Origin of the sequence: Nocardia higoensis NBRC 100133, assembly GCF_000308595.1 — a bacterium.
Classification (GTDB): Bacteria; Actinomycetota; Actinomycetes; order Mycobacteriales; family Mycobacteriaceae; genus Nocardia; species Nocardia higoensis.
Genome location: NZ_BAGA01000185.1, coordinates 61,063 through 85,794, shown reverse-complemented (window position 1 = coordinate 85,794; position 24,732 = coordinate 61,063). Strand labels below are relative to the sequence as shown.

Here is a 24,732-nt window from a genome sequence, read left to right as displayed (position 1 = left end):
CGGTCCGGCTCACGAGGCGAGCAGGCGGGGCTGCACCATCGACCGCAGGGTCCGGATGGCGGCCGCGATGGCGGGCCGTTCGGCCGAGGACTGGCGGTAGGTCACTCCGATCCGGCGCGAGGCGTCCACGACCGGGCAGGCCACCAGCGACCGGTGTTCGTCGGACAGCGACAGCTCGGGCACCACCGCCACCCCGAGCCCGTGCGCGACCATGTCCGCCATACCTGCGAAGCTGCCGCAGCGATGCTGGATGCGCGGGGCGAAACCGGCCTCGCGGCAGGCGAACATCACCGACGCGATCGAGGGCGCGCCGTCGAGAGCGGTGATCCAGTCCGCGTCGCGCACCGCCGCCAGCCCGCGGCGACGAGCCTGTTCACGCAGGCCAGGGGGTGCGAGCAGGACCAATGGGTCCTCGTAGAGGAAGTCGGAGGTCAGGCCGAGCGGGAGATCCCTGGTACCGAACGAGTAGGCATAGGTGATCGCCAGATCCACTTCCTGGCGCCGTACCGCGGGCACCGAATCCACCGGCATCAGATCCACCAGCCGTACCCGCAGACCCGGGTACTCCTTCATCAGCCGCGAGGCCGCGGGCAGCGCCAGCCGGTTCTGCGCGGTGCGGAATGTGGCGAGGGTGAGCACCCCGGTCACCTTCTCCGCGGTGGCGGCCACCGCCGATTCGGCCTCTTCGAGCGCGGCCACGATGCGCGAGGTGTGATCCACCAGCACCCGCCCGGCATAGGTCAGGCGCAGCACCCGCCCTTCCCTGCGGGTCAACACCGTACCCACCTCGTCCTCGAGAATGCGCAATTGCTGGGAAACCGCGGAAGTGGTGATCCCGTGCAATTCCGATACCGCCGTCAACGTGGCGCGTTCGGACAGATCCCGTAACAGGATCAGGCGCCGGATGTCGTACATGGATTCCTCGTTTCGCTGACGCACGAATCGGTGGGGCCCATTCATCTTGCGCGCCCGGGGCGTTCGAGAAAATCCTTACGATCAGGACGATTCTGTACAGCCCGGCTTGACGGTCCAGGGCGAGGCGGCCCGTCACCGTGCGGCCGGACAGTCGCACGCGGCTGTGGGCGGCGACCACTTCTCCGCCGAGCGGGCCGTGATCGCGGAGGAACCGGTTGGCCGCCTCGGCGCCGTCGAGCTCGGGTCGGGCGTGAGCCGGGTACGTGCGGCGATTGCGTCAGTTCGGGGCGTCCGGGGTCTGCAGGAGCCTGTCGGCCATGGTGGTCGCGATGAATTTGGGGATGGCGGGGGCGAAGATCGCGAGGTAGGCCTCGAGCCACTCGTGGCGGCTGTCGAGGAACAGGAAGTCGGTGGCAGCCATGTGCCGCACCGCGAGCATCGGCAGGGGCGCGTCCAGTGCCGGAAACGCCGGATTACGCAGGCCTGCCATCGTGCACCCCGGATAGAACTGGCCCAGCATCAGGCCTTCCCGCACGAACCGGGTCTTCTGGTCACGTTGCACGACGTCCAGGTCGGTGTACTCGGTGAGGTCGGGGAAGACCGCGAGGACGGCCTTGAACGTCGCATCGGGCTGGGTGGTCGGCGGCAGGGTGGGGAACAGGTCGTACAGGTCGTCGACGATGGCCGTGATGCGCTCGGCGTCGATGCGGCGGCCTTCGAAGTAGGCCGCCCACAGGAATTCGTGTGCGATGGAGTGGCTGATGTAGGGGCATACCGGCCCCGGTCTGCCGAGGTCGGGGTGCGGTCGGCACAGGTGTTCCCGAGTCCACTGCCTCAGCTCGGCAGCGCACGGATGCTCAGGGACAGCCGGTGGGGTATCGGTCGTGAACAGTTTGGTCGGCTCGACGCCGGAGCGGGTCCTGACGACGACGTGGTCGTTGGTCATGATCTGGCGGTCCTTGCTGAGGTGTGGCTATTCGGGAGCGGGCTGTTCGGGGTGCGGGAGCCGGGCGGAGCGGAAGTGCCGGGTGAGGACGAGTCCGATGGCGCGCAGAGCGTCGGGATCGGTCATCCGTTCGTGCCTGCCGGGAACGAGGTGTTCGACGATGGAGCCGGTGATGTGCTCTCCCCATGCCCGCGCCGGAGAAGGGCCGTCGGCTGCATCGCCTGCACCGGCTCTGAAATAGATCAGGTCCCCGTCGAGGAGTTCGGGCCGGTGGACACGGGTGAGATCGATGAGCCGGCTGTAGTCCCGGTGCAGGATCTCGAGATGCTCGGGGGTCAGCACGGTGAAGAGCCCGCCTTGCCGGTGCAGCAATTCGGCCGCGGCCTCGAAGGTGAGGTCGGCGTCGGCTTGCGACCCGGCGATTCCGCCGAACTCGGTGAGCATGTCCGCGATGGAGGGCGCCGGAGCGAGAACGCTGTCGGCGGCGACCACGCGGGTGTCCATCATGGCCAGGGTGGCGACGGTGTCGCCGTCGCGACGGAGCTGGACCGCGATGGCGTGGGCGATCGTGCCGCCCAGTGAGTAGCCCAGCAGGTGATAGGGACCGTGCGGCTGGACGGACCTGATCTCCCGCACGTAGCGGGCGGCGAGTTGCCCGAGTGTGTCGAACCGCGCGGTGGGCTCGGTCAGCGCCGGGGACTGCAGCCCGTACACGGGCCGGTCGGGGTCGAGGTGCTGCACAAGTCCGCTGAAGCCCCACGCCAGTCCGATGGCCGGGTGGACGCAGAACAGTGGTTCGGCGTCCCCGTCGGCACGCAGCGGAAGCAGCACGGAGACCCCGCTGTCGTGTTCGTCGTCCCGGTCGTCGTCGGAGCCGCGCAGGCGGGCATCGATGCGCTCGGCGAGCGCTCGCGGGGTGGGCGCGGTGAAGATCCACCGGATCGGCACGGTGGCGCCGGTGGACTCCGCCAGCAACGTCACCAGACGCGCGGCGGCCAGGGAGTTGCCGCCGAGGGCGAAGAAGCCGTCGTCGACGCCGACTCGTTCGATGTCCAGCGTGCGGCCGAAGGCAGTGCAGACGATCTGCTCGAGCGGTGTGGCCGGTGGCCGGTGGCCGGCGTCGTGCCCGTCGGGTGCGGGCAGTGCCCGGTAATCGAGTTTCCCGGTTCGGGTCAGCGGGATTCGATCGAGGGTGATCAAGGCGGTGGGGATCATGTGGGTGGGCAAGAGGGTGGCGAGTCGGGTGGTCATCGCCGTGGCGTCGGGCGTGGCGCCCGGTGCGGGGACGACGTAACCGACGAGCTGGGCGGCGCCGTCGGGCCGGGTGTGCACTGTCACGGCGGCGTGGGTGATGCCGGGCAGGCCGCGTAGTGCGGTTTCGATGTCACCGGGTTCGATGCGGTTGCCCGCGAGTTCGATCTGCAGGTCGCTGCGGCCCGCGTAGCGCAGTGTCCGGTCGGCGTTCCAGGCGACCAGGTCGCCGGTGCGATACAGCTGTGTACCGGCGGGCCCGTAGGGATCGGCCACGAACCGGGCCGCGGTGAGTGCGGGCTGTCCGTGGTAGCAGCGGGCCAGGCCGGGTCCGGACAGGTAGAGCTCGCCCACCACCCCCGCCGGGACGGGACGGAGTCTGGCGTCGAGGACGACGGCGGCGAACCCACGGACCGGACCGCCGATGCCGATCGGGCTCTCGGTGGCTGTGGTCAGCGGCGCGCGCGCACAGCTCATGATTGTGTATTCGCTCGCGCCGTAGGTATTGATAACAGTCCGCCCCGGTATCCACCTGTTCGCCAGATCGGGCGGCAGAGTTTCGCCGCCGAGGACGAGTGTGGTGAGGGTGTCCACCGTCTCCGGCCGCAGCGATCCGAGCACTGTGGGGGTGAGGGCGGCATGGGTGAGGTGTTCGGCGGCGATCACTTCGGCCAGTTCCGGGCCGCCGACGACGGTCGCCGGAGCAGGCACGAGCGTCGCTCCACCGGCGGCGGCCGTGAGCAATTCGAGTATCGAGACGTCGAAACTCGGGGAAGCGGCGCCCAGCACCCGGGCGGCCGGTGTGATCGCGAACCGTTCCCGTGCCTCGGCGGCCAGGTTCGCCAGGCCGGTGTGGGTCACCACCACGCCTTTGGGCACCCCGGTGGAGCCCGAGGTGTAGATCAGATAGGCCGGGTGCTCCGGCCGCAGTGTGGCGGTGCGGTCGGCGTCGGTGATCGCGTCCGGTACCGCCGACTCCGCGGCGGCGACGAAGGAGGGGGCGTCGACGTCGAGCCAGCCGACGGTGTCCGGCAACCGGTCACGGTGATTGCCGAGAGTCACTCCGACAGCGGCGCCGGAGTCGGTGAGGATGCGTGCGATCCGCTCCCGGGGATGGGCCGGGTCGATCGGCACGAACGCGGCGCCGGTCTTGGCGACCGCCCACACGGCGATGACGGCTTCGGCGGAGCGCGGCAACGCAACGGCCACGAACGTTTCCGGGCCTGCCCCCGCGGCGATGAGCACCCGCGCCCACCGATTGGAGGTCTCGTCGAGTTCCCGGTAGGACAACCGCACGTCACCGCAGGCCAGCGCTTCCGTCTCCGGCGTCATCGCTGCCGTCAGCACCTGAGGCAATACCGCTGTCGGAACGCCGGGAGCGCCACGAACGGGCACCAGTGTGCTCTGCTCCGCGGGAGACAACAGGCGCAGCTGTCCGAGGGGACGCTCGATGTCCTCGGCCATGGCGTCGAGGACGCGCAGAACCCGCTCGGAGATGGCGCCGATCCGCTGCGCGGTGAACAGATCGGGCAGGTACTTGAAGATCAGGTGCAGCCGGGTGTCCTGGTGCACGATCACGCCGAGCGGATAGTGCGCGGCGTCGCGCCCGCGCACATCGAGGACACGCATGCCCGCGATGTCGGTGTTCTCGGACAGCCCGGCCCGGTCCACCGGGTAGGACTCGAAGACGGTCACGGTGTCGAACATCGCGCCCGGCCCGGCGACCTCGTCGATCCGGCTGAGTCCGATGTGCTGATGGTCGAACAACGCGGTCTGCTCGGCCTGGACACGTCGCACGAGTTGGTCGAGGCTCTCCCGCTGGTCGAGCCGGATCCGGACGGGCACGGTGTTCACGAACAGCCCGATCATCGACTCGATGCCGCTGATCTGCGGCGGCCGTCCGGAGACGGTGGCGCCGAAGACCACGTCCTCGCGGGCGGTCTCGGTGGCGAGCACGATCCCCCACGCCGTCTGGACGAGGGTGTTGAGGGTGGTCTCCGCCCGGTGGGCCGTCGCCACCAGCGCCGCGGTGCGCTCCTCGCTCAATGGCGAGTCGAGCTCCTGTGCGGCGGCGGTGAGCCTGCGCCCGCGGGCTTCGGGCGCCAGCAGGGTCGGCTCGGTCACGCCGTCGAGCGCCCGCGCCCACGCGGTCTCCCCGGCCCCCTGGTCCTGTTCACCGAGCCATGCCAGGTAATCGCGGTAGGGACGCACCGAGGCGAGGGATGCCGGATCGCTGTCGCTCGCGTAGAGCGTCAGCAGTTCGCGGATCAGCAGCGGAGTGGACCACCCGTCGATCAGGATGTGGTGCATGCTCACCAGCAGCCGATGCCGCGCCGGCGCGGTCCGGATCAGGACCAGCCGGAGCAGCGGAGCGGCGGTCACGTCGAAACCGGCGCGGCGGTCGGCGTCCATGAGTTCTTCGAGCGCGGTCGCGGCGTCGTCCCGTTCGGTCAGGTCGGCCCGGGTGAACGGCACGTCGACCTGCCGTCGCACCACCTGGACCGGGTTCCCGGCGGTGTCGCGCACGAACGCGGTGCGCAGGTTCTGGTGCCGCCCGACCAGTGCCCGTGCGGCCCGGTGCAGCCGGTCCGGGTCGACCCGACCGCCGAGATCGACAGCGAGTTGCACCGTGTACGGATCGAGCTCGGCATCGGGGCCGGCGGCGCGGCTGTCCGCGGCGAGCTCGGCATGGAACAGCAGACCCGCCTGCAACGGCGTGAGCGGCCAGATGTCCTCCAGGCCCGGATACCGGTTCTCGAACCGGTCGATCGCGGCCTGCTCGAGGTCGACGAGGCCGAGGTCGGACGGGGTCAGCCCACCGGCGCCGGGCCGACCGGCGTGGGTGGCCAGCGCGCTCATCGCGGCGCGCCACGACGCCATGAGTTCGGCGACCTCCGCGGAGGTGAACACGCCGGTCGGATAGTCCCAGGCGGCGGTGAGCACGGGGCCATCCGGAGTGTCGACCACGACCGCGTTGATGCCCAGCGCGGCCGCCACGGGTGCGGTGGGGTTCTGCGCGCCGCCCGCGCCGAAGTCGCCGCCCGCGGGCATCCAGCCGATATCACGCAACGACGCGGGAAGCGTGTCGAACCGGCCGAGGTAGTTGAAGCTCACCTGCGGGTCGGGCAGGGCGCTCGCGATGCGCGCGGCGTCCGGTGCGAGATAGCGCATCAGCCCGTAACCGATCCCGTGGCGGGGTATCCGGCGGAGTTGTTCCTTGACCGATTTGACGGCCGCACCGGCGGCGGGGCCACCCTCGAACGCTTCGTCGATATCGATCCCGGACAGATCGAGCCGCACCGGATAGGTGGTGGTGAACCAGCCCACCGTCCGGGTGAGGTCGGCACCGGGAAGCACCTCGTCGTGGCGGCCGTGGCTCTCGAGCGTGAGCAGCGTCCCGGTGACGGCGTGGCCGTGCCCGCGCTGCCGGCGGACCAGCGCCAGCGCGAGGCCGGCGATCATGGCGTCGTCGACATTGCCGTGGAAGGCCCGTGGCAGCGTGGTGAGCACCGCGCGGGTCACCTCGGCGGGCAGCGTGACCTCGGCGGTCACGGCGCTCGCCTGCACGTCCACGGCCGGGTCGAGCGGGCGGGTGCCGAGCGGCGGATCGTCGCCGCCGAGCATCGACCGCCACCACTCGTACTCGTCGATGTCCGCCGCCGCCGTACGCAGCGCGTGCGCCCAGCGACGCATCGAGGTGCCGACGGGCGCGAGCCGCGGCCTGCGCCCGGCACTCACCTCGGCCCACGCGGCGGCGAGGTCGGGGACGAGGATCCGCCACGACACACCGTCGACCACCAGATGGTGTGCGACGACGAGCAACCGGCCCGGCTGCCCGGCACGGTCGAACCAGACCAGTTGCAGCATTCTCCCCGCGGCGGGGTCGAGGCGCTCGGCGGCCGCGTTCGCCTCGGCTTCGACGATCGTGGCGAAGGAACGGCTGTCCGTGGCGACATCGACCGGCACCCGCCGGATCGATGCGGCCGCCGACGCCGCGACCGGCTGCACCTGCAATGCCCACCCCGAGGGGTGCGCGGGGTCGGGATGAATCCGGGCTCGCAGCATGTCGTGGTGATCGATCACCGCTTGGACGGTGCCCGCGATACCGGCGGTGTCGATGCCGACGGGCAGCGTCAGCAGCACCCATTGGCAGAAGCGGTCGAAATCGCCGCGCTCGAACATCCAGCACATGATCGGCGTCAGCGGGATCGGTCCCACGCCCCCACCGGGCAACTCGGCCGGAAGCGAAGCCGCCGAGGAATTCTCCGCACGCTCGGCGACCCGAGCCAGTCCGGCCACCGTCCTGCACTCGAACACCTCCCGCGCCGAGAGCACCACACCGGCGGCCTTGGCTCTGGTCACCAACTGGATCGACATGATGCTGTCGCCACCGAGCGCGAAGAACGAATCATCCACGCCCACCTCGTCCAGACCGAGTACCTCGGCGAACAGTCCCGCCAGTACCTTCTCCACCTCGGTGGCCGGGGCGCGGAACTCGGTTCGGCCCGAACTGAAATCGGGCTCGGGCAGCGCGGCGCGATCGAGCTTGCCGTTCGGCGTCACCGGCAACGCCTCGAGGACCACCACGGTCGCGGGCACCATCTGCGGAGCCAGCCGTTGCCCGAGGTGCGCGAGAACCGCGGCCGGATCGGTGCCCGCGCCCGGCTCGGGCACCACGTATCCGATCAACCGGTCACCGGTGCTGTCGCCCCGCTGCACCTTCGCGGCCGCGTGCCGCACGCCCGGGCAGGCCCGCAACGCGGACTCGACCTCGCCGAGCTCGATGCGGAAGCCACGAACCTTGACCTGCAGATCGGCGCGGCCGACATAGTCCAGTGCCAGCCGCCCGTCCGGTGACCGCGACCAGCGCACCATGTCTCCGGTCCGGTACATGCGCTGCCCGGGTTCGGCGAAGGGGTTCGCGACGAACCGCGACGCCGTCAATGCGCCCTGATTGCGATAGCCGCGGGCCAGTCCCGGGCCCGTCAGATACAGCTCGCCCACGAACCCGACCGGCACCGGCCGCAACCACGGGTCGAGGACGACCTCACCGACCCCGCGGATCGGCCCGCCGATCGTCACCGCTTCGCCCGCGACCATCGGTGTGCCCGCATCGGTCTGGATCGTGGCCTCGGCGGGGCCGTAGGTGTTGAACAGTCGCCGCCCCGGCGCCCAGCGCGACACCAGGTCCGGCGTCGGCGCCTCACCACCGACGACCACGGTCCCGAGGTCGTCGAGCCCGGCCGGATCGAGCGTCCCCAGCGCCGCGGGCGTCAGCGCGGCATGGGTCACCTTCTGCAGCGACAGGATTCGGGCGAGTTCGGCCCCGCCGTACACCGTGGGCGGCACGATCACCAGCTGTGCGCCGGAGGCGAACGCCCACAGATATTCCAGGATCGCCGCGTCGAAACTCGGTGAGGCCACATGCGACACCCGTGTGCCGGGCCCGACGCCGAACCGCGCACACTGTTCTGTCACGAGATTCGCCAGCCCGCGATGGGTGACCACGACGCCCTTGGGCACCCCCGTCGAGCCGGAGGTGTAGATGATGTACGCCGCCTGGTCGACGCGCAACGGCGTGAGCCGCTCCGCGTCGGTCACCGGCCCCGCGGGCGAGCCCGCGATTTCGGCCTCGAGCGCCGGGTCGTCGAGAACCAGCCAGCGCACGGATCCGGGCAGCTGATCACGCCACTGCGACAGGGTGATTCCCACCGTGACAGCGGAATCGGCGAGCATGTGCCCGACCCGGTCGGCCGGATACTGCGGGTCCACCGGGACGAACGCTGCCCCCGACTTGGTCACCGCCCATACCGCCAGAACCGACTCGACCGACCGGGCCATCCCCACCGCCACGCACGTCTCCGGCCCCACGCCTCGACCGATCAGCACTCGCGCCAGCCGATTCGACTCCGCGTCGAGCTCGCCGTAGGTCCACCGGCGCTCCTCGCACGCGACCGCCACCGCTTCCGGATCCTCGGCCACCGTCGCCGCCAGCAAGTCCGGCAGCACGCGTTCCGGCACTGCCGGATCCCCTGTCACCGAGGTCAGTTCCCGGTATTCGGCAGGCGAGAGCAGGTTCAGTGCGGCCAGGGGCAGATCCGGCTGGACGGCCACGACACCGATGACGGTCAGCACCTTCCCCAGGATCGTCTGCATCGTGTCCTGGTCGAAGAGTTCCGGCAGGTAGGTGATGCGCAGGCGCAGCCGGGTGTCGACATGCGCGACCACGCCCAGTGGGTAGTGCGCGGCATCGATGCCGGTGACATCGACCAGCCGCAGACCCGCGATATCGATCTGCGAGGCCAGTGCTTCCCGATCGACCGGATAGGACTCGAACACGGTCATCGTGTCGAAGACCGTCCCCGGCCCGGCCGCGTGCTCGATATCGGTCAGGCCCACGTGGTGGTGGCCGAGCAGCGCGGCCTGCTCGGCCTGGACGCGGTCGAGCAACTGACCGAGGCTTTCGGTGATATCGAGACGGACACGCACCGGCACGGTGGCGATGAACAGTCCGATCATCTCTTCGACGCCGGGGACCTGTGGCGGACGTCCGGAGACCGTGGCACCGAAGGTCACGTCGTCGCGGGCGGTCAACGCGGCGAGCACGGTCGCCCATGCCGTCTGGATCACCGTATTCAGCGTGATTCCACGGGTCCTGGCGAACTCCTGCAGTGCCTCGGTCCGGTCCTCGGTCAGCTCGCCGTGCACCTCACGCGACCGGGTGTACCGGCGACGGGGGTCGGGCGGCGCCACCTGGGTGGGCTGTTCGGCGCCGTCGAACGCGCGGGCCCAGGCCGCCAGCGAAGCCGCCCTGTCCTGCTCCACCATCCAGCGCAAGAAGTCGCGATAGGGGTGCACAGCGGGCAGCACGGTGGCGTCACCGTCGGTGGCGTAGAGCGTCAGCAGTTCCCGCACCAGCAACGGCGCCGACCAGCCGTCGAGCAGCAGATGATGGTTGGTCAGGACCAGCCGGTACCGGCTGGCCTCCAGGGTGACGAGCATCCAGCGCAGCAGCGGCGCGCGAGCCGGGTCGAACCGCGAGGCACGGTCCGCGGCGAGCAGCAGCTCCCACTCACGATCGCGTGCGTCCTCGCCGAGCCCGGAGAGATCGGCCTTTGACCAGGGCGCCTCGATACCCTCCTCGACCACCTGCACGGGGCCGACATCGGTGACGAACGCGGCACGCAGATTCGCATGCCGCTCGAGCAGCGTCTGTCCGGCGCGACGCAGCCGATCCGGATCGACCTGCCCGCGCAGGTCGAGGACCAGCTGCACCACATAGGCGTCCACCGAGTCCTCGGACACCAGCGCGTGGAACAGCAGCCCCTCCTGCAACGGGGTCAGCGGCCAGATGTCACTCGCGGCCGGATACCGGTCCTCGAGTCGTTCGATCTCGTTCTGGGACAGCCGGACCAGATCCAGATCCGAGGGCGTCCGTCCGCCGAGGCCCGGACGGCGGGTACCGCGCACCAGCGCGGTCAGCACCTCGCGCCACGACCGCGCCATCTCGCGCACCTCATCGGCGTCGAGCACACCGGCCGGATACGACCAGATCGCACGCAACCGTGGCGGCCCACCGGCGTCGACGACGCGGGCATCGATGTCGAGCACCGCGGGCAGGGGCATGCCGGGGTTGCTGATGTCGATGCACCGGGCATCTCCCGGATCGCCCTGCACCGGCATCCATCCGGCCGCGACGCCTTCGGCGGGTTCCACGGACACCGGGTCGGTGTAGCCGAAACGAATCTGCGGCTCCGGCGTGCTCCCGAGCGCGGGGCCGGTGTCGTCGTTGAGGTACCGCAGCAGGCCGTAGCCGATCCCGTGGTCGGGGACAGCGCGCAACTGCTCCTTGACGGACTTGACCGCCGCACCGAGGGCGGGACCGCCCGCACCCGCATCGTCGAGATCGATCCCGGAAAGGTCCAGGCGCAGCGGGAAACTCGTGGAGAACCAGCCGACCGTCTCGGCGATGTCCGCCCCGGGGACGACGGTTGCCGCGCGGCCGTGCCCTCGAAGGCCGACCAGCAGATCGGTGCGCGCGCCGTCGGGGGTGTGCACACGCCGCCACTTCGTCACCGCCACCGCCAGCGCGGTCAGCAGGATGTCGCGGACATCGCCGTGGAATGCCGCGGGCACATCGGTCGACAACGCCTCGGCGTCGGCGGGGGGCACGTCTATCTCGAACCGGCAGCCGGTCGCAGCCACGTCGATCGCGGGGTCGAGGCGCCGCCGCCCGATGACCGGGTCGTCTCCGTGGGCGATCGCCGTCCACATGTCGAACTCGGCCACCCGTTCCGGGAGCTGGGCCGCCCGGAGTAGTCCGTGCGCCCAGCTGCGCATCGATGTCCCGGCCGGGGCCGCGGCGGGTGGCGCACCGGACTCGATTCGGGCCCACGCGGCCGCGAGGTCGGAAACGAGTATTCCCCAGGAGGTCTCGTCGATCGCCGAGCGATGGACGAGCAGCAGGATCCGGCCGCGCTCGGCCGCGTCCGCCGGATCGAACCAGACCGCCTGGACCACGAGCCCGGCCTCCGGGTCGAGCCGGTCGGCGGCCGTTTCCATCTCCGCGGCCACCGACGCGCGGAACTCGGTACCGCCCGGATGTCGCGTCGTCGCCACCCGGCGTACGACGTCGTCGGCTCGGATCGTCCCGACCGGCAACGCCTCCCACGTCCAGTCACCGTCGGACGTCCGGTGCAGCCGGGTCCGTAGCATGTCGTGTCGATCGAGCACCGCCTGTACCGTGCCTGCGAGTGCTTGCCGGGTCGTTCCCGCCGGGAGGTCCAGCATCACGGCTTGCGAGTTGCGCTCGATCGCCCCGTTCGCGCGCTCGACGAATTCGCGCAGGACGGGCGTCAGCGGGATCGGTCCCACGCCCCCTCCGGGCAACTCCGCCGGAAGCGAAGCCGACGGCGAACTGTCGGCACGCACAGCGACCCGAGCCAGTCCCGCCACCGTCTTGCACTCGAACACATCCCGCGCCGAGAACACCACACCGGAGGCTTTGGCCCTGGTCACCAACTGGATCGACATGATGCTGTCGCCACCGAGCGCGAAGAACGAGTCGTCCGCGCCGACCTGCTCGACACCGAGGACATCGGCGAACGCCTCGGCGATCGTGCGCTCCATCGGCGTCTCCGGCGCACGGAACGCCTTCGCATCGGCGAACACCGGCTCCGGCAAGGCCTTGCGATCCAGCTTGCCCACCGGCGTCAACGGCACACGATCCAGCACCATGATCGACGCGGGCACCATGGACGACGGCAGCCGAGCCGACAGGTACTCGCTCAGCACGAGGGGATCGGCCGAACAACCCGGTTCCGCGACGACGTAGGACACCAGAGACACCGACCCCGAACCACCACGGTGGCCGACCGTGACCGCGAAAGCGACCGAATCGTGCTCCGCCAGCCGCGCATCGATCTCCCCCAGCTCGACCCGCTGACCGCGGATCTTCACCTGGAAATCCGACCGGCCCAGGTACTCGACGGCCCCGTCCGCGGTCCACCGAGCCATATCCCCGGTTCGATACATCCGAGCTCCCGCCAGCCACGGACACGCCACGAAACGCTCGGCAGTCAGCGCCGGACGACCGTGATACCCCCGCGCCAGCACATCACCGGCCACATACAACTCCCCCGCCACCCCCACCGGCACCGGCTGCAACCGCTGATCCAGCACCCACTCCGCCACCCCGCGAATCGGACCACCGATCGTCACCAGATCATCCGGCGTCAACGGATGGCTCTGGTTCGTCATGATGGTGGCCTCAGTCGGACCGTAGGAATTGCAGAACCGACGCCCGCTGCTCCAGCGTTCGATCAGATCGGTGCCGTAGTTCTCGCCACCCACCACCAGACTCCGCACATTCGGCAGCGGCCACCGGGTGTGGTCGATGGTGGACAGCGCCGAAGGCGTGATGCACACGTGGCCGACTTCCTCGCGCTCGAGCAGGGCAGCGAGTTCGTCGCCGCCGTAGACATCGCTGGGGGCGATGACCAGGGTGGCGCCGTTGCACAGTGCGGAGAGGAACTCGCCCACCGACACGTCGAAGCTCGGCGACGCCAGATGCAGGACGCGAGAAGCGGATTCGATGTGCTCGGCGTCCCGGTGTTCGGCTGCGCAGTTCCGGAGCCCGCGGTGGCCGACCGCGACACCTTTCGGGAGCCCGGCCGATCCGGAGGTGTAGATGACATAGGCGATGTCGTCGATGCGCAGCGGGCGTATCCGGTCGGCATCGGTGACCGGCCCGGTGCCGAATTCCGCACCGGCCTCCTCGGCGGTCAGCCAATAGACGGTCTCGGGCAATCGGTCACGGACCGACTCCACTGTCACACCCAGCACAGCACGGGAATCCGCCAGCATGTGCGCGATGCGCTCGGCGGGATAGGCCGGATCGACCGGCAGGAAGGCCGCACCGGACTTCGCCACCGCACACACCGCGGCCACCGATTCCGGCGAACGCGGAATCGCCACCGCAACCACATCTTCCGGTCCCGCACCGCGAGCCACGAGCAGCCGGGCCAGCCGATTCGAGTCCTCGTCCAGCTCGCGGTAGCTCACCCGCCGGTCACCGGACACGACCGCGATCCCGTCCGGATCACGCGCCGCGGCCGAGCTCAACAAGTCGGCCAGCGTCGAGGGAGTTTCGCCGGGAGCTCCCCGGCGGGTCAGCAGATCCGCCCGCTCCGCCGGGGCGAGCACATCGATCGCTCCCAGCGCCACCGACGGATCGGCCACCACCGATTCCAGAATCCGAACCCACCGGCCCACCACGGCCTCGACCGTCACGGCGTCGAACAGATCCCGCGCATAGGTGAATCGCGACAACAGACCACCCCCGGGGGCGCCGGAGACCACCACCCGCAGATCGAATCCCGCCACACCTTCGGGGACATCCAGCACCGACACATCCAGGCCGGGCAACTCCACCTCGACACCCGCCGGATCCTGGAACACCAGCAAGACCTGGAACAGTGGATGCCGGGACTGCGACCGCACCGGCGCCAGGCGATCCACCAACTGCTCGAACGGGACATCCGCACGGCCGAAGGCATCCAGATCGACTCGCCGCACCCGCCCGAGGAAATCGGCGAACGACTCACCCGAATCGACCTCGGTCCGCAACACCACCGTGTTGACGAACATCCCCACCACGCCGTCGAGGACCGCGTCACCGCGACCCGAGACCGGCGTTCCCACCGACACGTCCCCGGTGTCGCTCAACCGCGCCAGCAGAACCGCCAACGCGCCGTGGACCACCATGAACAACGACGAACCGCACTCGCGCGCGACCCGCTCCAAGCCTGCCACCAGGCCCGCATCCGACACCGCCGCGCAACTCCCACTCCGATTCGACCGCACCACCGGACGCGGCCGATCGAAAGGCAGGGACAACTCCTCCGGAGCTCCGTCCAGGGCTTCGGTCCAATACCGGATCTGTTCGGCGCTCAGCGAGTGCGGGTCGTCCGGTGATCCGAGGGCGGCCCGCTGCCACAGCGCGTAGTCGGCGTACTGGATCGGCAGCGGTGCCCACGAGGGGGCCTGTCCACGAATCCTCGCGCTGTAGGCGGTCATCACGTCGCGGGCCAAGGGGGTCATCGAGAAGCCGTCCGCGGCGATGTGGTGGACCACGACGGCCAGCACGTATTCGGGCTCGTCGAGGTCGGCAGCGCGGAACAACCGGGCACGCACCGGCGCCCGGCTGCTCACGTCGAAGCCCGCACCGGCGAATTCGGTGACGGCGGAGAGCAACTCGTCCGACCTGGCATCCACGACGCTCAGCTCGTGATCCACCCGGTCGGGTGGCTCGATCACCTGGATCAGCGTGCCGTCGTGGTCCGGGTACCGCGTGCGCAGGGACTCGTGTCGGGCGAGCACGTCGGCCATCGCCGAGCGCAGGGCGTCGATGTCCAACTCACCGCGGAGCCGAAGGGCGATCGGCATGTTGTATGCCCCGGAAGCGGTGTCGTACTGGTTGAAGAACCACATCCGTTGTTGCGCGGGCGCCAGCGGCACCAGCTCGGGCCGCGGCCCGGCTACCAGCGGTGGGCGTTGCCGACCGGTGCCGGCATGGCGCTCGATGCGGGTCGCGAGCGCGGCCACCGTGGGCGTCTCGAAGAACGACTGCATCGGGATCTCGGTGTCGAACGCGGCGCCGAGTCGCGCGACCACCCTGGTCGCGGTGAGGCTGTCGCCGCCGAGCGCGAAGAAGGAGTCATCCAGACCGACAGCGTCGACGCCCAACACCTCGGCGAACGCCTCGGCGATCGTGCGCTCCATCGGCGTCTCCGGCGCACGGAACGCCTTCGCATCGGCGAACACCGGCTCCGGCAAGGCCTTGCGATCCAGCTTGCCCACCGGCGTCAACGGCACACGATCCAGCACCATGATCGAGGCGGGCACCATATAGGAGGGCAACCGCTCCGAGAGATACCCGCTCAGCGCCACCGTATCGATCGAACATCCGCTCGCGGCAACGACATACGAGACCAACGACGCCGACCCCGAACCACCGCGGTGGCCGACCGTGACCGCGAAAGCGACCGACTCGTGCTCCGCCAGCCGCGCATCGATCTCCCCCAGCTCGACCCGCTGACCGCGAATCTTCACCTGGAAATCCGACCGACCCACATGCTCGACCGTCCCCTGCGCAGTCCACCGGACCACATCACCGGTCCGGTACATCCGAGCTCCCGGCAACCACGGACACGCCACGAAACGCTCGGCAGTCAGCGCCGGACGACCGTGATACCCCCGCGCCAGCACATCACCGGCCACATACAACTCCCCCGCCACCCCCACCGGCACCGGCTGCAACCGCTGATCCAGCACCCACTCCGCCACCCCGCGAATCGGACCACCGATCGTCACCAGATCGCCCGGCGCCAACGAATCGCTCTGGTTCGTCATGATGGTGGCCTCGGTCGGACCGTAGGCATCGAAGAACCGGCGCCCGCCCGATGCCCAGCGGCGCACCAGATCCGGTGAACAGGCCTCGCCCGCGGCGACGACGACTTCCAGCCTGTCGAGCCCGGCCGGATCCACCGATGTCAGCGCGGCGGGGGTCGCCACCGCGTGGGTGACCCGCTCGGCGCGCAGCAGCTCGGCCAGCGCCGCACCACCATAGGTTTCCGGCGGGGCGATCACCATGGTGGCGGAGGCGCCCACCGCGAGCAGCAGTTCCCAGATCGAGGCGTCGAAGCTCGGCGACGCGAGATGCAGCGTCCGCGAATCCGCTGTCACGCCGTAACGTTCGCGCTGTTCGGCGCTCAGCGCCGCGAGTCCGGCATGTGTCACCGTCACGCCTTTGGGCACGCCGGTGGAGCCGGAGGTGTAGATCAGGTACGCCGGGTGCTGCGGACGCAACACCGTGGTGCGCTCGGAGTCGGTGACCGGCCGGGAGCTGCGATCGGCTCCCGCACCGAGCGTCAACCACTCGACGTCATCGGGTAGCCGGTCACGCGCGGACTCCACCGTCACCCCTATCGCGGCACGGGAATCCGACACCATGTGCGCGATTCGCGCGGTGGGATGTGTCGGATCGACCGGCAGGAACGCGGCGCCGGATTTCGCCACCGCCCAGACCGCCGAGACCGACTCCGGTGATCGCGGAATCGCCACGGCCACTACATCTTCCGGGCCGATACCGCGCCCGGCGAGCACTCGGGCGAGCCGATTCGACTCCTCGTCCAGCTCGCGATAGCTCATCCGCCGGTTCCCGGACACCACCGCCACCCGCTCGGGATCACGCGCGACCGCCGAGCTCAACAGATCGGCCAAGGTCACCGGAGCTTCGCCCGGCCCACCCCGGCGCGTCGACAGTTCGACCCGCTCGGCGGGGTCGAGCACATCGATCGCCCCCACCGTCACCGACGGATCGGCCACCACCGACTCCAGAATCCGGATCCACCGGCGCGCCAGGGAATCGATTGTCGCGACGTCGAACAGATCCGTGGCATAGATGAACCGCACCGTGCGGCCGCCCTCGGCCACCACGACCCGCAGATCGCACCCGGTCGCGTCCCCGGACAGGTCCGTCGCCGGCAGATCCGCTCCGGAGGACTCCGCATCCCCGGGCGACGACTTCTGGAACTCCACCATCACCGGGCACAACGAATGCCGCGATCGCTGCGGGGCGAACCGGTCCACCAGCTGGTCGAGCGGAACATCCGCGTGATCGAAAGCATCCCGGTCGCTGCGCCGGACCCGCACCAGGAAATCGGCGAACGACTCCGCGAGATCGACCTCGGTCCGCAACACCACGGTGTCGGCGAGCGTCTCCCGCGCAGGATCGACCGGCGCATCGTCGTGCCGGGTGGCCGGGGTGCCGACCCAGATGTCACCGCTGCCGCTCGACCGGGCCAGCAGAACCGCCAACGCGCCGTGAACCACCGTGAACAACGAACATCGGCATTCGCGCGCGACCCGTTCCAATCCCTCCACCAGGCCCGCCCGCAGCTGCGAGACCCGAGTGCCCCACCGATCCGAGCGCGCTCCCCGGCGCGGCCGATCGACCGGCAGCGACAACTCCTCGGGCAGCTCTGCCAGCGTGGCGCGCCAGAACTCGAGGCTTTCCCGGCGGCGCCGGATGCGGGCGCCGGCACGAACGCTCTCCGGGTGGACCTGCCCGAGTGCGGTGTCCGGCGACACCGCGGTGAACGCATCGAGGAACTGTGCGAACGCGGTGTGCTGCCTCGTCAGTTCACCGCCGGTGTAGAGCGCGGGATTGGCCATGAAGTGCAGGACGGTCCGCGGCGGGTCTCCGGTCTGATAGAGGTCGATCAGCAGGTCTTCGACCGGCCCGGAGCTGAGGATGTGGAACTCCCCGGTGATCGAGCCGAGCCGGATCTCCTGGGAGAAGAACATGACGTTCACCATGGGGCCCGCGAAGCGCCGCTGCCCGCTGTGCCCCGCGGCGGCGCGGATGTCGGACAGGCCGCACCGCTGGTGCCGCAGCGCGGCGATCAGGTCCGACTGCACCCGTCGCACCAGCGTCGCGGCCGTGTCGCGCTCGTCGATGTCGATCGGCATCGGCGCGACGTTGACGAACACTCCCCCGGACCGCCGGAGCACCGCGGTGGTACGCCCCGAGACGGGGACATTGATCATGGCCTGGTCACGGCCGGTCATCCGGGCCAGGTGACAACCGTATGCCGCGATCACCACCGCGGCCGGGCTCGCGCCCGACGCTCGCGCGAATCGCTGGATGCCGTCCACCGTGCCCGCCGGCAGTTCGCCGATCGCGGCCACGCTGTGCGCCGACGCGGGCGCCGGTGCCGTGGCCGAGTTCGACATCTCCTGGACACCGGCGAGCCTGTCGGCCCAATACGCCTGGTCGTTGGCGAACCGCTCCGACTCCCGATAGCTGCGGTCGATCTCGTACAGCGTGCGCAGATCAGCGGCCTCGCACTGGTCCGCCGTCCGGCCCTGCACCGCCGCGGTGTACAGCGCGGCCACCCGGTTCACCATCGTCATCGCGGCATAGCCGTCCAGGGCGACGTGATGAATCCGGGAATACCACAGAAAATGCTGATCGCCCACCTGCACGAGGGTCCAGGCGGTCAATCGGTCGCGGGTCATGTCCAGCGGCGCGGTGTACTCCTGGCGCATCCATCGCAAGGCCGCTGCCATCGGGTCCGGTTCATCGCGCATATCGATGACCGGACCTTCCGATTCCAGCGTGGGGTCGAACACTTGAAACGGCTCACCCTCGACCTCTACCAGACGTAGATACCCCGACTGGAATTCACGACCCGCCCGAATCGACACCCGCCGCAGCAAATCGACATCCAGGTCGCCCCGAAATTCGATATATTGCGCCTCGCATATCGGAACGCCGGGGCTCAGTCGCTGCGCGATCCACAGCGCTCGCTGCCCCGAGGACAGCGGCACCGGCTGCGCCGCGGGCGCATCGGTCCAGGAATCTTCCTGCGCCGCCGGGGCCGGGCCGAGCCGCAAGCGTGGATCGCCCATCGTTCACCTCCAAGCCCCCGCCGATCTGCACCGACCGATTCGCGTCGTCCACGTCTCGAGTTCGTTCGTGCCTCGAGTCCACTACCCCTACCGCGAGGTGGGTCGGTATTTGCGTAGAGTGATATTCACTCGACTCATGGGTTCGACCGGCGCAACAATTCGTACATCACATTCCGGACATTTTCTCCATTTCGCCGGAGAACCGCCGTCAATCGAACGCATCATGTTATCGGTGAGCGGCAACCGCGCTGTTAACAACGCGCACCGGGAACTGCGTCCAGCAGTTCCCGGGTGTACCGATGGCCGGGTGAGGTGAAGATATCGGCCACGCGTCCGGTCTCGACCACCTGTCCGGCCCGCATCACGGTCACATCGTCGGCGACCAGCCGCACCACCCCGAGGTCGTGGGTGATGAACAGGTAGGTGAGCCCCTGGGCGGCCTGCAGGTCGACGAGCAGTTGCAGGATCTGAGCCTGGACGGAGACGTCCAGCGCCGAGACCGCTTCGTCGAGGACGAGTAACCGCGGGCCCGCCGCCAGCGCCCGGGCCAGCGCCACCCGCTGCCGCTGGCCGCCGGAGAGCTCGGCCGGTTTGCGGCGCAGGTGAGCGGAGTCGAGCGCGACGGCGTCGAGCAGTTCGGCCACCCGGTCACGGACCCGGCTGCGATCGCGTTCGATGCCGAAGGCCCGCAGCGGCTCGGCCACGATCTGCTCCACCGTGTAGCTCGGGTCCAGCGCGGAGTACGGGTTCTGGTGCACGAACTGGATCCCACGGCGCAGTTCCTTGGACCTACGTCCACGCCGCCCGCCCGTCGGCACGGCGGCGCCGTCGAAGATCAGCTCGCCGGAGTCGGCGCGACCGAGACCCGCGACGATCCTGGCCACCGTGGATTTGCCTGCTCCCGACTCACCGACCAGGGCGTGCGTGGTGCCGGCGGTCACGGTGAAGGCCACGTCGACGGCAGCGCGGACGCTACCGTAGGTGACGTCGACTCCCCGCACCCGCAACAGTGGGCCGCCCGCGGCGCTACCGCCGCCCGGCACGGTCGCCTCGGCCCGGGCGGCCGAGGCCTTCGCGCTCGCGGTGAGGCGGCCTTCGTGGGCGGAGGGCGCCGCCGCGATCAGTTCGCGGGTGTATTCGTCCCGTGGCGCGGTCAGCACTTCGCGCACCGGGCCCTCCTCGACCACCCGGCCGCCGCGCATGACGATCAGCCGGTCCGAACGCTCCGCGGCCACCCCGAGATCATGGGTCACCAGCAGAATCCCCAGCCCCAGTTCGGTGCGCAGCACCGCGAGCCGGTCGAGGATCTGCTTCTGCACGGTCACGTCCAGCGCGGAGGTCGGCTCGTCGGCCACCAGCAGCGCGGGATCGTTGGCCAGCGCGATGGCGATCAGCACGCGTTGTTTCATGCCGCCGGAGAGTTCGTGCGGGTAGCACGCGTACACCCGCTCCGGGTCCTGCAGGCCGGCCTGCTCGAGCTTGTCCAGCGCGATCGTGCGCGCCCGCCGGGCGACGACGGGCCGGTGCAGCCGGATCGCCTCGGACACCTGTGCCCCGACCCGTTTCACCGGGTTGAGCGAGGTCGCCGGGTCCTGGGGCACGAAGCCGACGAAGGGGCCGCGCAACGGCGTGAGATCCTTCTCGCGCCCGGCGCTGACATCGCGGCCGTGCAGTTCGAGCACCCGGGCCCGCACTTTCGCATAGCCCGGCAGCAACCGCAGCGCGGCATGCACCGTGGTGGACTTGCCCGATCCGGATTCGCCCACGACGGAGACGAATTCACCCGGTCGCACGGTCAGCGAGACCCCGTTCACCGCGCTCACCGGCGCCGACCGGCTCGAGGGGGCATAGTCGACGACGAGATCGGCGATCCGCAGCAGCGGCTCGGTGTCCGCCGGCTTCACGATCTCCGGTGCACTCATGACTTGTCTCCCAACGATCGGCCGATGCGATTGGTGGACAGCACCACCACCGCGATGAGCAGGCCGGGCATGATCGAGATCCACGGGTAGGTGGCCAGATAATCGCGGCCTTCGGCGACGGCCAGGCCCCACTCCGGCGCCGGCGGCGGCGCGCCGTAGCCGAGGAAGCCGAGCGCGGCCACCGAGAGCACCGCCGAACCGCATTCCAGCGCGGCCAGCGACAGCACCGAGGACAGCGAGTTGGGCAGCACGTGCCGGAACACGACGCGGCCGAAACCCGCGCCGGACCCGTAGGCGGCTTCCACGTAGTCGGCCTCGGTCACCTTGAGCACCGCCGAGCGCATGACTCGCGCGAAGGCGGCGACCGCGGAAATACCCACGGCCAGAGCGATGTTCATGGTGCCGTAGCCCAGCGCCGTGACCACCGTCATCGCCAGCAGCAGACCGGGGATGGCCAGCAGTATGTCGACGAAGCGCATCACGACGGAATCGATGCGCCCGCCGGCGAAGCCGCTGAGCAGGCCGATCAGCGCGCCGATCACGAAGCCGACCGCGACCGCGACCAAGGTGGCCGAAACCGTGGTCGCGGTGCCGTGAATCGCACGGGCGAGCAGATCGCGGCCCAGCCGGTCGGTGCCGAAGGGGTGCGCGAGGCTGGGCCCGAGGAAGCTCTGGTCGGTGTCGCCCTCGAGCGGGTCGTACGAGGTGAACCAGGACGGGACCACCGCCCAGGCCAGCACCAGCGCCACGATCAGCCAGGCCGCCGCCAGACTCGGCGCGGCGGCCGCGGCCCGGGCCGTGGAGCGCACCGCACCGACGACTCGCGCAGGCACCGAACCAGGGGCGGGAACCGCGACGGCCGTCATGCCGTCACCTCCTCGGTCGTGCCGATCCGCCCCGTCGTTCCGATCTCGCCCTTCGTGGCGGCCAGGACCTTCTCGGCGACCCGGCCCTTCGAGCCGAGGTGGGCGTCGGTCCGGGCCGCGCCACCCGCCGGGACGGCGCCGCTGGTGGCGGCGTGACCTTCGTCGCCGGCCCGCGCTTCCTCGCCGGAGCCGCTCTTCGTGACACCCTCGCCGTTGGTGGCGAACCGGGCACGCAGGCGCGGATCCAGCAGCGGATAGACGAGGTCGACCGCCAGGTTCACGAGCACGAACACCAGCGCGGCGAAGACCACCACGGCCTGCACCAGCGGCACGTCCTGGGTGCGCACGGCGGTCTCGGTCAGCCTGCCCAGTCCCGAGCGGGAGAACACCGTCTCGACGATCACCGTGCCCGCCAGCAGATTTCCGAAGGTCACTCCGGCGATGGTCAGCGCGGGCAGCCCCGCATTGACCAGCACCTCCCGGGAAAGGACGCGAAACCTGGTGGAGCCCTTGGCAATCGAGACGGTCACATACCCCGAGCGCAGGCCCTCGTCCATATTGGTCACCAGCAATTGCGCGATCGGCGCCGACACCGGGATCGCCAAGGTCACCGCGGGCAGGATCATGGTGTCGAAACCGCCGTTGCCGATCGGCGGGAACCAGCCGAGCTGGATCGAGAACACCTGCAACAGCGCCAGGCCCACCAGGAACACCGGCACCGACACCCCGGCGGCGGGCAGCGAGGCGATCAGGTTCGCCAGCCGCTCGCTGCGGGTCCAGACCGCGGTGAAAGCGATCGTGAAGGCCAGCACGAGTGCGAGCAGCAATGCCAGACCGGCCAGGGCGGCGGTCTGCGGGAGCACCGAGAGCACCAGCGGCCACACGGGTTCCCCGGTGCGGGTCGAGGCACCGAAGTCGCCCTGTGCCGCATGGCCCAGCCGGTTCAGGTACTGCCCGAGCAGATCGCCACTGATCGCGTAATACTCCCTGGCCCGCGCCTTGTCCGCTTCGCTCATCATCTCGGCCTCACCGGGGCCGAAGAGCACATCGACGGCGTCGTAGGGCAGCGCGTACAGCAGCACGAAGGTCACGGTGTAAGCGCCCCACACCACGAACAGGGCCTGGGCGATCTTGGCGCCGAGATAACGCAGTACCGCAAGATATCGGGTCACGGCGCTACCTCGGCTCGATCCAGGTGTCGTAGAAGACGTTGCGCGACTGCGCCTCGTAGCCGATGTTGTGCACCCGCGGGGCGGCGGCGGTCACCTGGGCCGGGTTGTAGACCGGCACGGTGAGCACCTGTTCCTCGAGCAGGAAGCGCTGCGCCTCTTCGGCCGCGGCCGCTCGCTTCGCCGGATCGAGGGTCTTGCTCACGGCGCTGAGCACGTCGATGGCGCGCTGGTAGGCCGGGTTCTCCGGGGCGAGCTTGGACATGTTCGTGTACTGCGGCGAGTAGACCTGTTCGAGCACGGCGATGTCGGCGCGACTCTGGTTGGCCACCTGGATGTTCCAGGTCTGCTGCTGGGTGGCGGCGGCCTGGTAGTCCGGGATGGGCAGGACGTTGAGTTCGATCTCGATGCCGATCTTGCGCAGATCCTGCTGGATCAGCTCGTAGGCGGGCTTGTTGTTGACCAGGTTGTTGATGCCGAGCAGTCGCAACGCCAGCCTGCGGCCGTCCTTGACCCGGATGCCGTCCTCGCCCTTGCGCCAGCCCGCCTCGTCGAGGATGCGTTCGGCCTCCTCGCGGTTCTGGACCAGCTTGTCGGAGAAGTCGACCCAGCCGGGTACCCGGCGCGAGACCACCGAGCTGGACAGCGCGTAGCTGTCGGTCAGCACCGTCTTCTCCAGCGCCGGACGGTTCCAGCCCAGCAGGATCGCCCGACGCACGGCCAGTTCGTTGGTCGGGAACAGGTCCGTCTTCAGATCGAGGGAGATGTCGCGGCCCGGAATCAGCTGCGGCACGAGGCGGTAGCCCTCGGCGGTGAGCGGGGCCTCGTCGGTGTTGTTCACGTCCAGGATCGCGTCGACCTCACCGGCGCGCAGCGCACCCGTGCGCACACCCGCCTCGGGGATGACGCTGATCTCCACGGTGTCGAGGTAGGCCGCGCCCTGATGCTTGCGACTGGCGGGCGCCCAGTTGTAGTCCGGGCGCTTCTGCAACACCGTGCGCTGCTGGTAGACGTGCTCGGTGACGGTGAACGGTCCCGTGGTCACCAGATTCTGCGGCAGGCTGCGTTCCAGTTTGGGCAGTTGCAGGGTGGAGTGCCCGAGAATGCCGGAGAAGTACAGCGAAACCGCCTGCAGGAAACCGGCGTTCGGGCGATCGAAAGTGACCTTCGCCGTTACCGGGTCGATGACGGTGGTGTCCACATAGCCGACCCAGTACGCGGTCACCGGGACGATGCCCAGTTCCTTGTTGCCGCGCCCGAGCAGGTCGAAATTCTCCTTCACCGAGTCGGCGGTGAACTTCGTGCCGTCGCTGAAGGTCACGTCGTCACGCAGGTGGAAGGTGAACTCGGTGAGCTCGGGATTGATGTCCCAGCTCTTCGCCAGCCACGGCTCGATCTCGCCGGTCTCCGGGTTCTGGTAGGTCAGTTTGTCGGAGATATTGCTGGTGATGAGCGATTCGGGATAGGAACTGCCCGAATGCGGGTCGAGGTTCGCCGGTGCGTCGAGCACCGCGAACTTCAGGGTGCCGCCGGCGACCGGGGTACCGCCGTCGTCGCCCGCGCCGACCTGATGGCCCGAGGCCGAGCACCCGCTCAGGGTGGCGGCGGCGAAGACGGCGGCGGTGGCCAGCAGTACGCCGACCCGCCGGAATCTGTGTTCTGACATGCGGACTCCTCGAAGCCCCGCG

7 protein-coding genes are annotated in these 24,732 nt (G+C 69.7%); all 7 read right to left on the bottom strand.

The window, feature by feature from the left end; genetic code table 11:
• Nucleotides 1–9: 9 nt before the first annotated feature.
• A complete protein-coding gene (locus ON26_RS31235) occupies nt 10–915 on the bottom strand; it encodes a LysR substrate-binding domain-containing protein (RefSeq protein WP_040801980.1) in 906 nt (301 codons plus the stop codon).
• Between the two features lie 277 nt (nt 916–1,192).
• On the bottom strand, nt 1,193–1,861 hold the full coding sequence (locus ON26_RS31230; RefSeq protein WP_051028056.1) for a DUF6875 domain-containing protein: 669 nt from the start codon (nt 1,859–1,861) through the stop codon (nt 1,193–1,195).
• A 27-nt stretch (nt 1,862–1,888) separates the two neighbouring features.
• Nucleotides 1,889–19,087 (bottom strand): non-ribosomal peptide synthetase, encoded by a 17,199-nt coding sequence (locus ON26_RS31990; protein WP_051028054.1) that lies wholly within the window; start codon nt 19,085–19,087, stop codon nt 1,889–1,891.
• A gap of 251 nt (nt 19,088–19,338) precedes the next feature.
• Complete coding sequence (locus tag ON26_RS31220; RefSeq protein WP_051028053.1) at nt 19,339–21,009, bottom strand: dipeptide ABC transporter ATP-binding protein; 1,671 nt, start codon at nt 21,007–21,009, stop codon at nt 19,339–19,341.
• Complete coding sequence (locus ON26_RS31215) at nt 21,006–21,875, bottom strand: ABC transporter permease (RefSeq protein WP_040801977.1); 870 nt, start codon at nt 21,873–21,875, stop codon at nt 21,006–21,008. Before ON26_RS31215 ends, ON26_RS31220 begins: the two co-directional genes overlap by 4 nt.
• Complete coding sequence (locus ON26_RS31210) at nt 21,872–23,047, bottom strand: ABC transporter permease (protein WP_083884512.1); 1,176 nt, start codon at nt 23,045–23,047, stop codon at nt 21,872–21,874. The genes ON26_RS31215 and ON26_RS31210 overlap by 4 nt, the downstream gene beginning before the upstream one ends.
• A gap of 4 nt (nt 23,048–23,051) precedes the next feature.
• Nucleotides 23,052–24,710, bottom strand: coding sequence for an ABC transporter substrate-binding protein (locus ON26_RS31205; RefSeq protein ID WP_051028051.1), 1,659 nt, complete (start codon nt 24,708–24,710; stop codon nt 23,052–23,054).
• Between the last annotated feature and the right edge of the window lie 22 nt (nt 24,711–24,732).

Bases quoted from the DNA above. Each gene is read 5' to 3' on its own strand.
- ON26_RS31235 (WP_040801980.1), bottom strand. From the start codon at position 915: ATGTACGACATCCGGCGCCTGATCCTGTTACGGGATCTGTCCGAACGC.
- ON26_RS31230 (WP_051028056.1), bottom strand. From the start codon at position 1,861: ATGACCAACGACCACGTCGTCGTCAGGACCCGCTCCGGCGTCGAGCCG.
- ON26_RS31990 (WP_051028054.1), bottom strand. From the start codon at position 19,087: ATGGGCGATCCACGCTTGCGGCTCGGCCCGGCCCCGGCGGCGCAGGAA.
- ON26_RS31220 (WP_051028053.1), bottom strand. From the start codon at position 21,009: ATGAGTGCACCGGAGATCGTGAAGCCGGCGGACACCGAGCCGCTGCTG.
- ON26_RS31215 (WP_040801977.1), bottom strand. From the start codon at position 21,875: ATGACGGCCGTCGCGGTTCCCGCCCCTGGTTCGGTGCCTGCGCGAGTC.
- ON26_RS31205 (WP_051028051.1), bottom strand. From the start codon at position 24,710: ATGTCAGAACACAGATTCCGGCGGGTCGGCGTACTGCTGGCCACCGCC.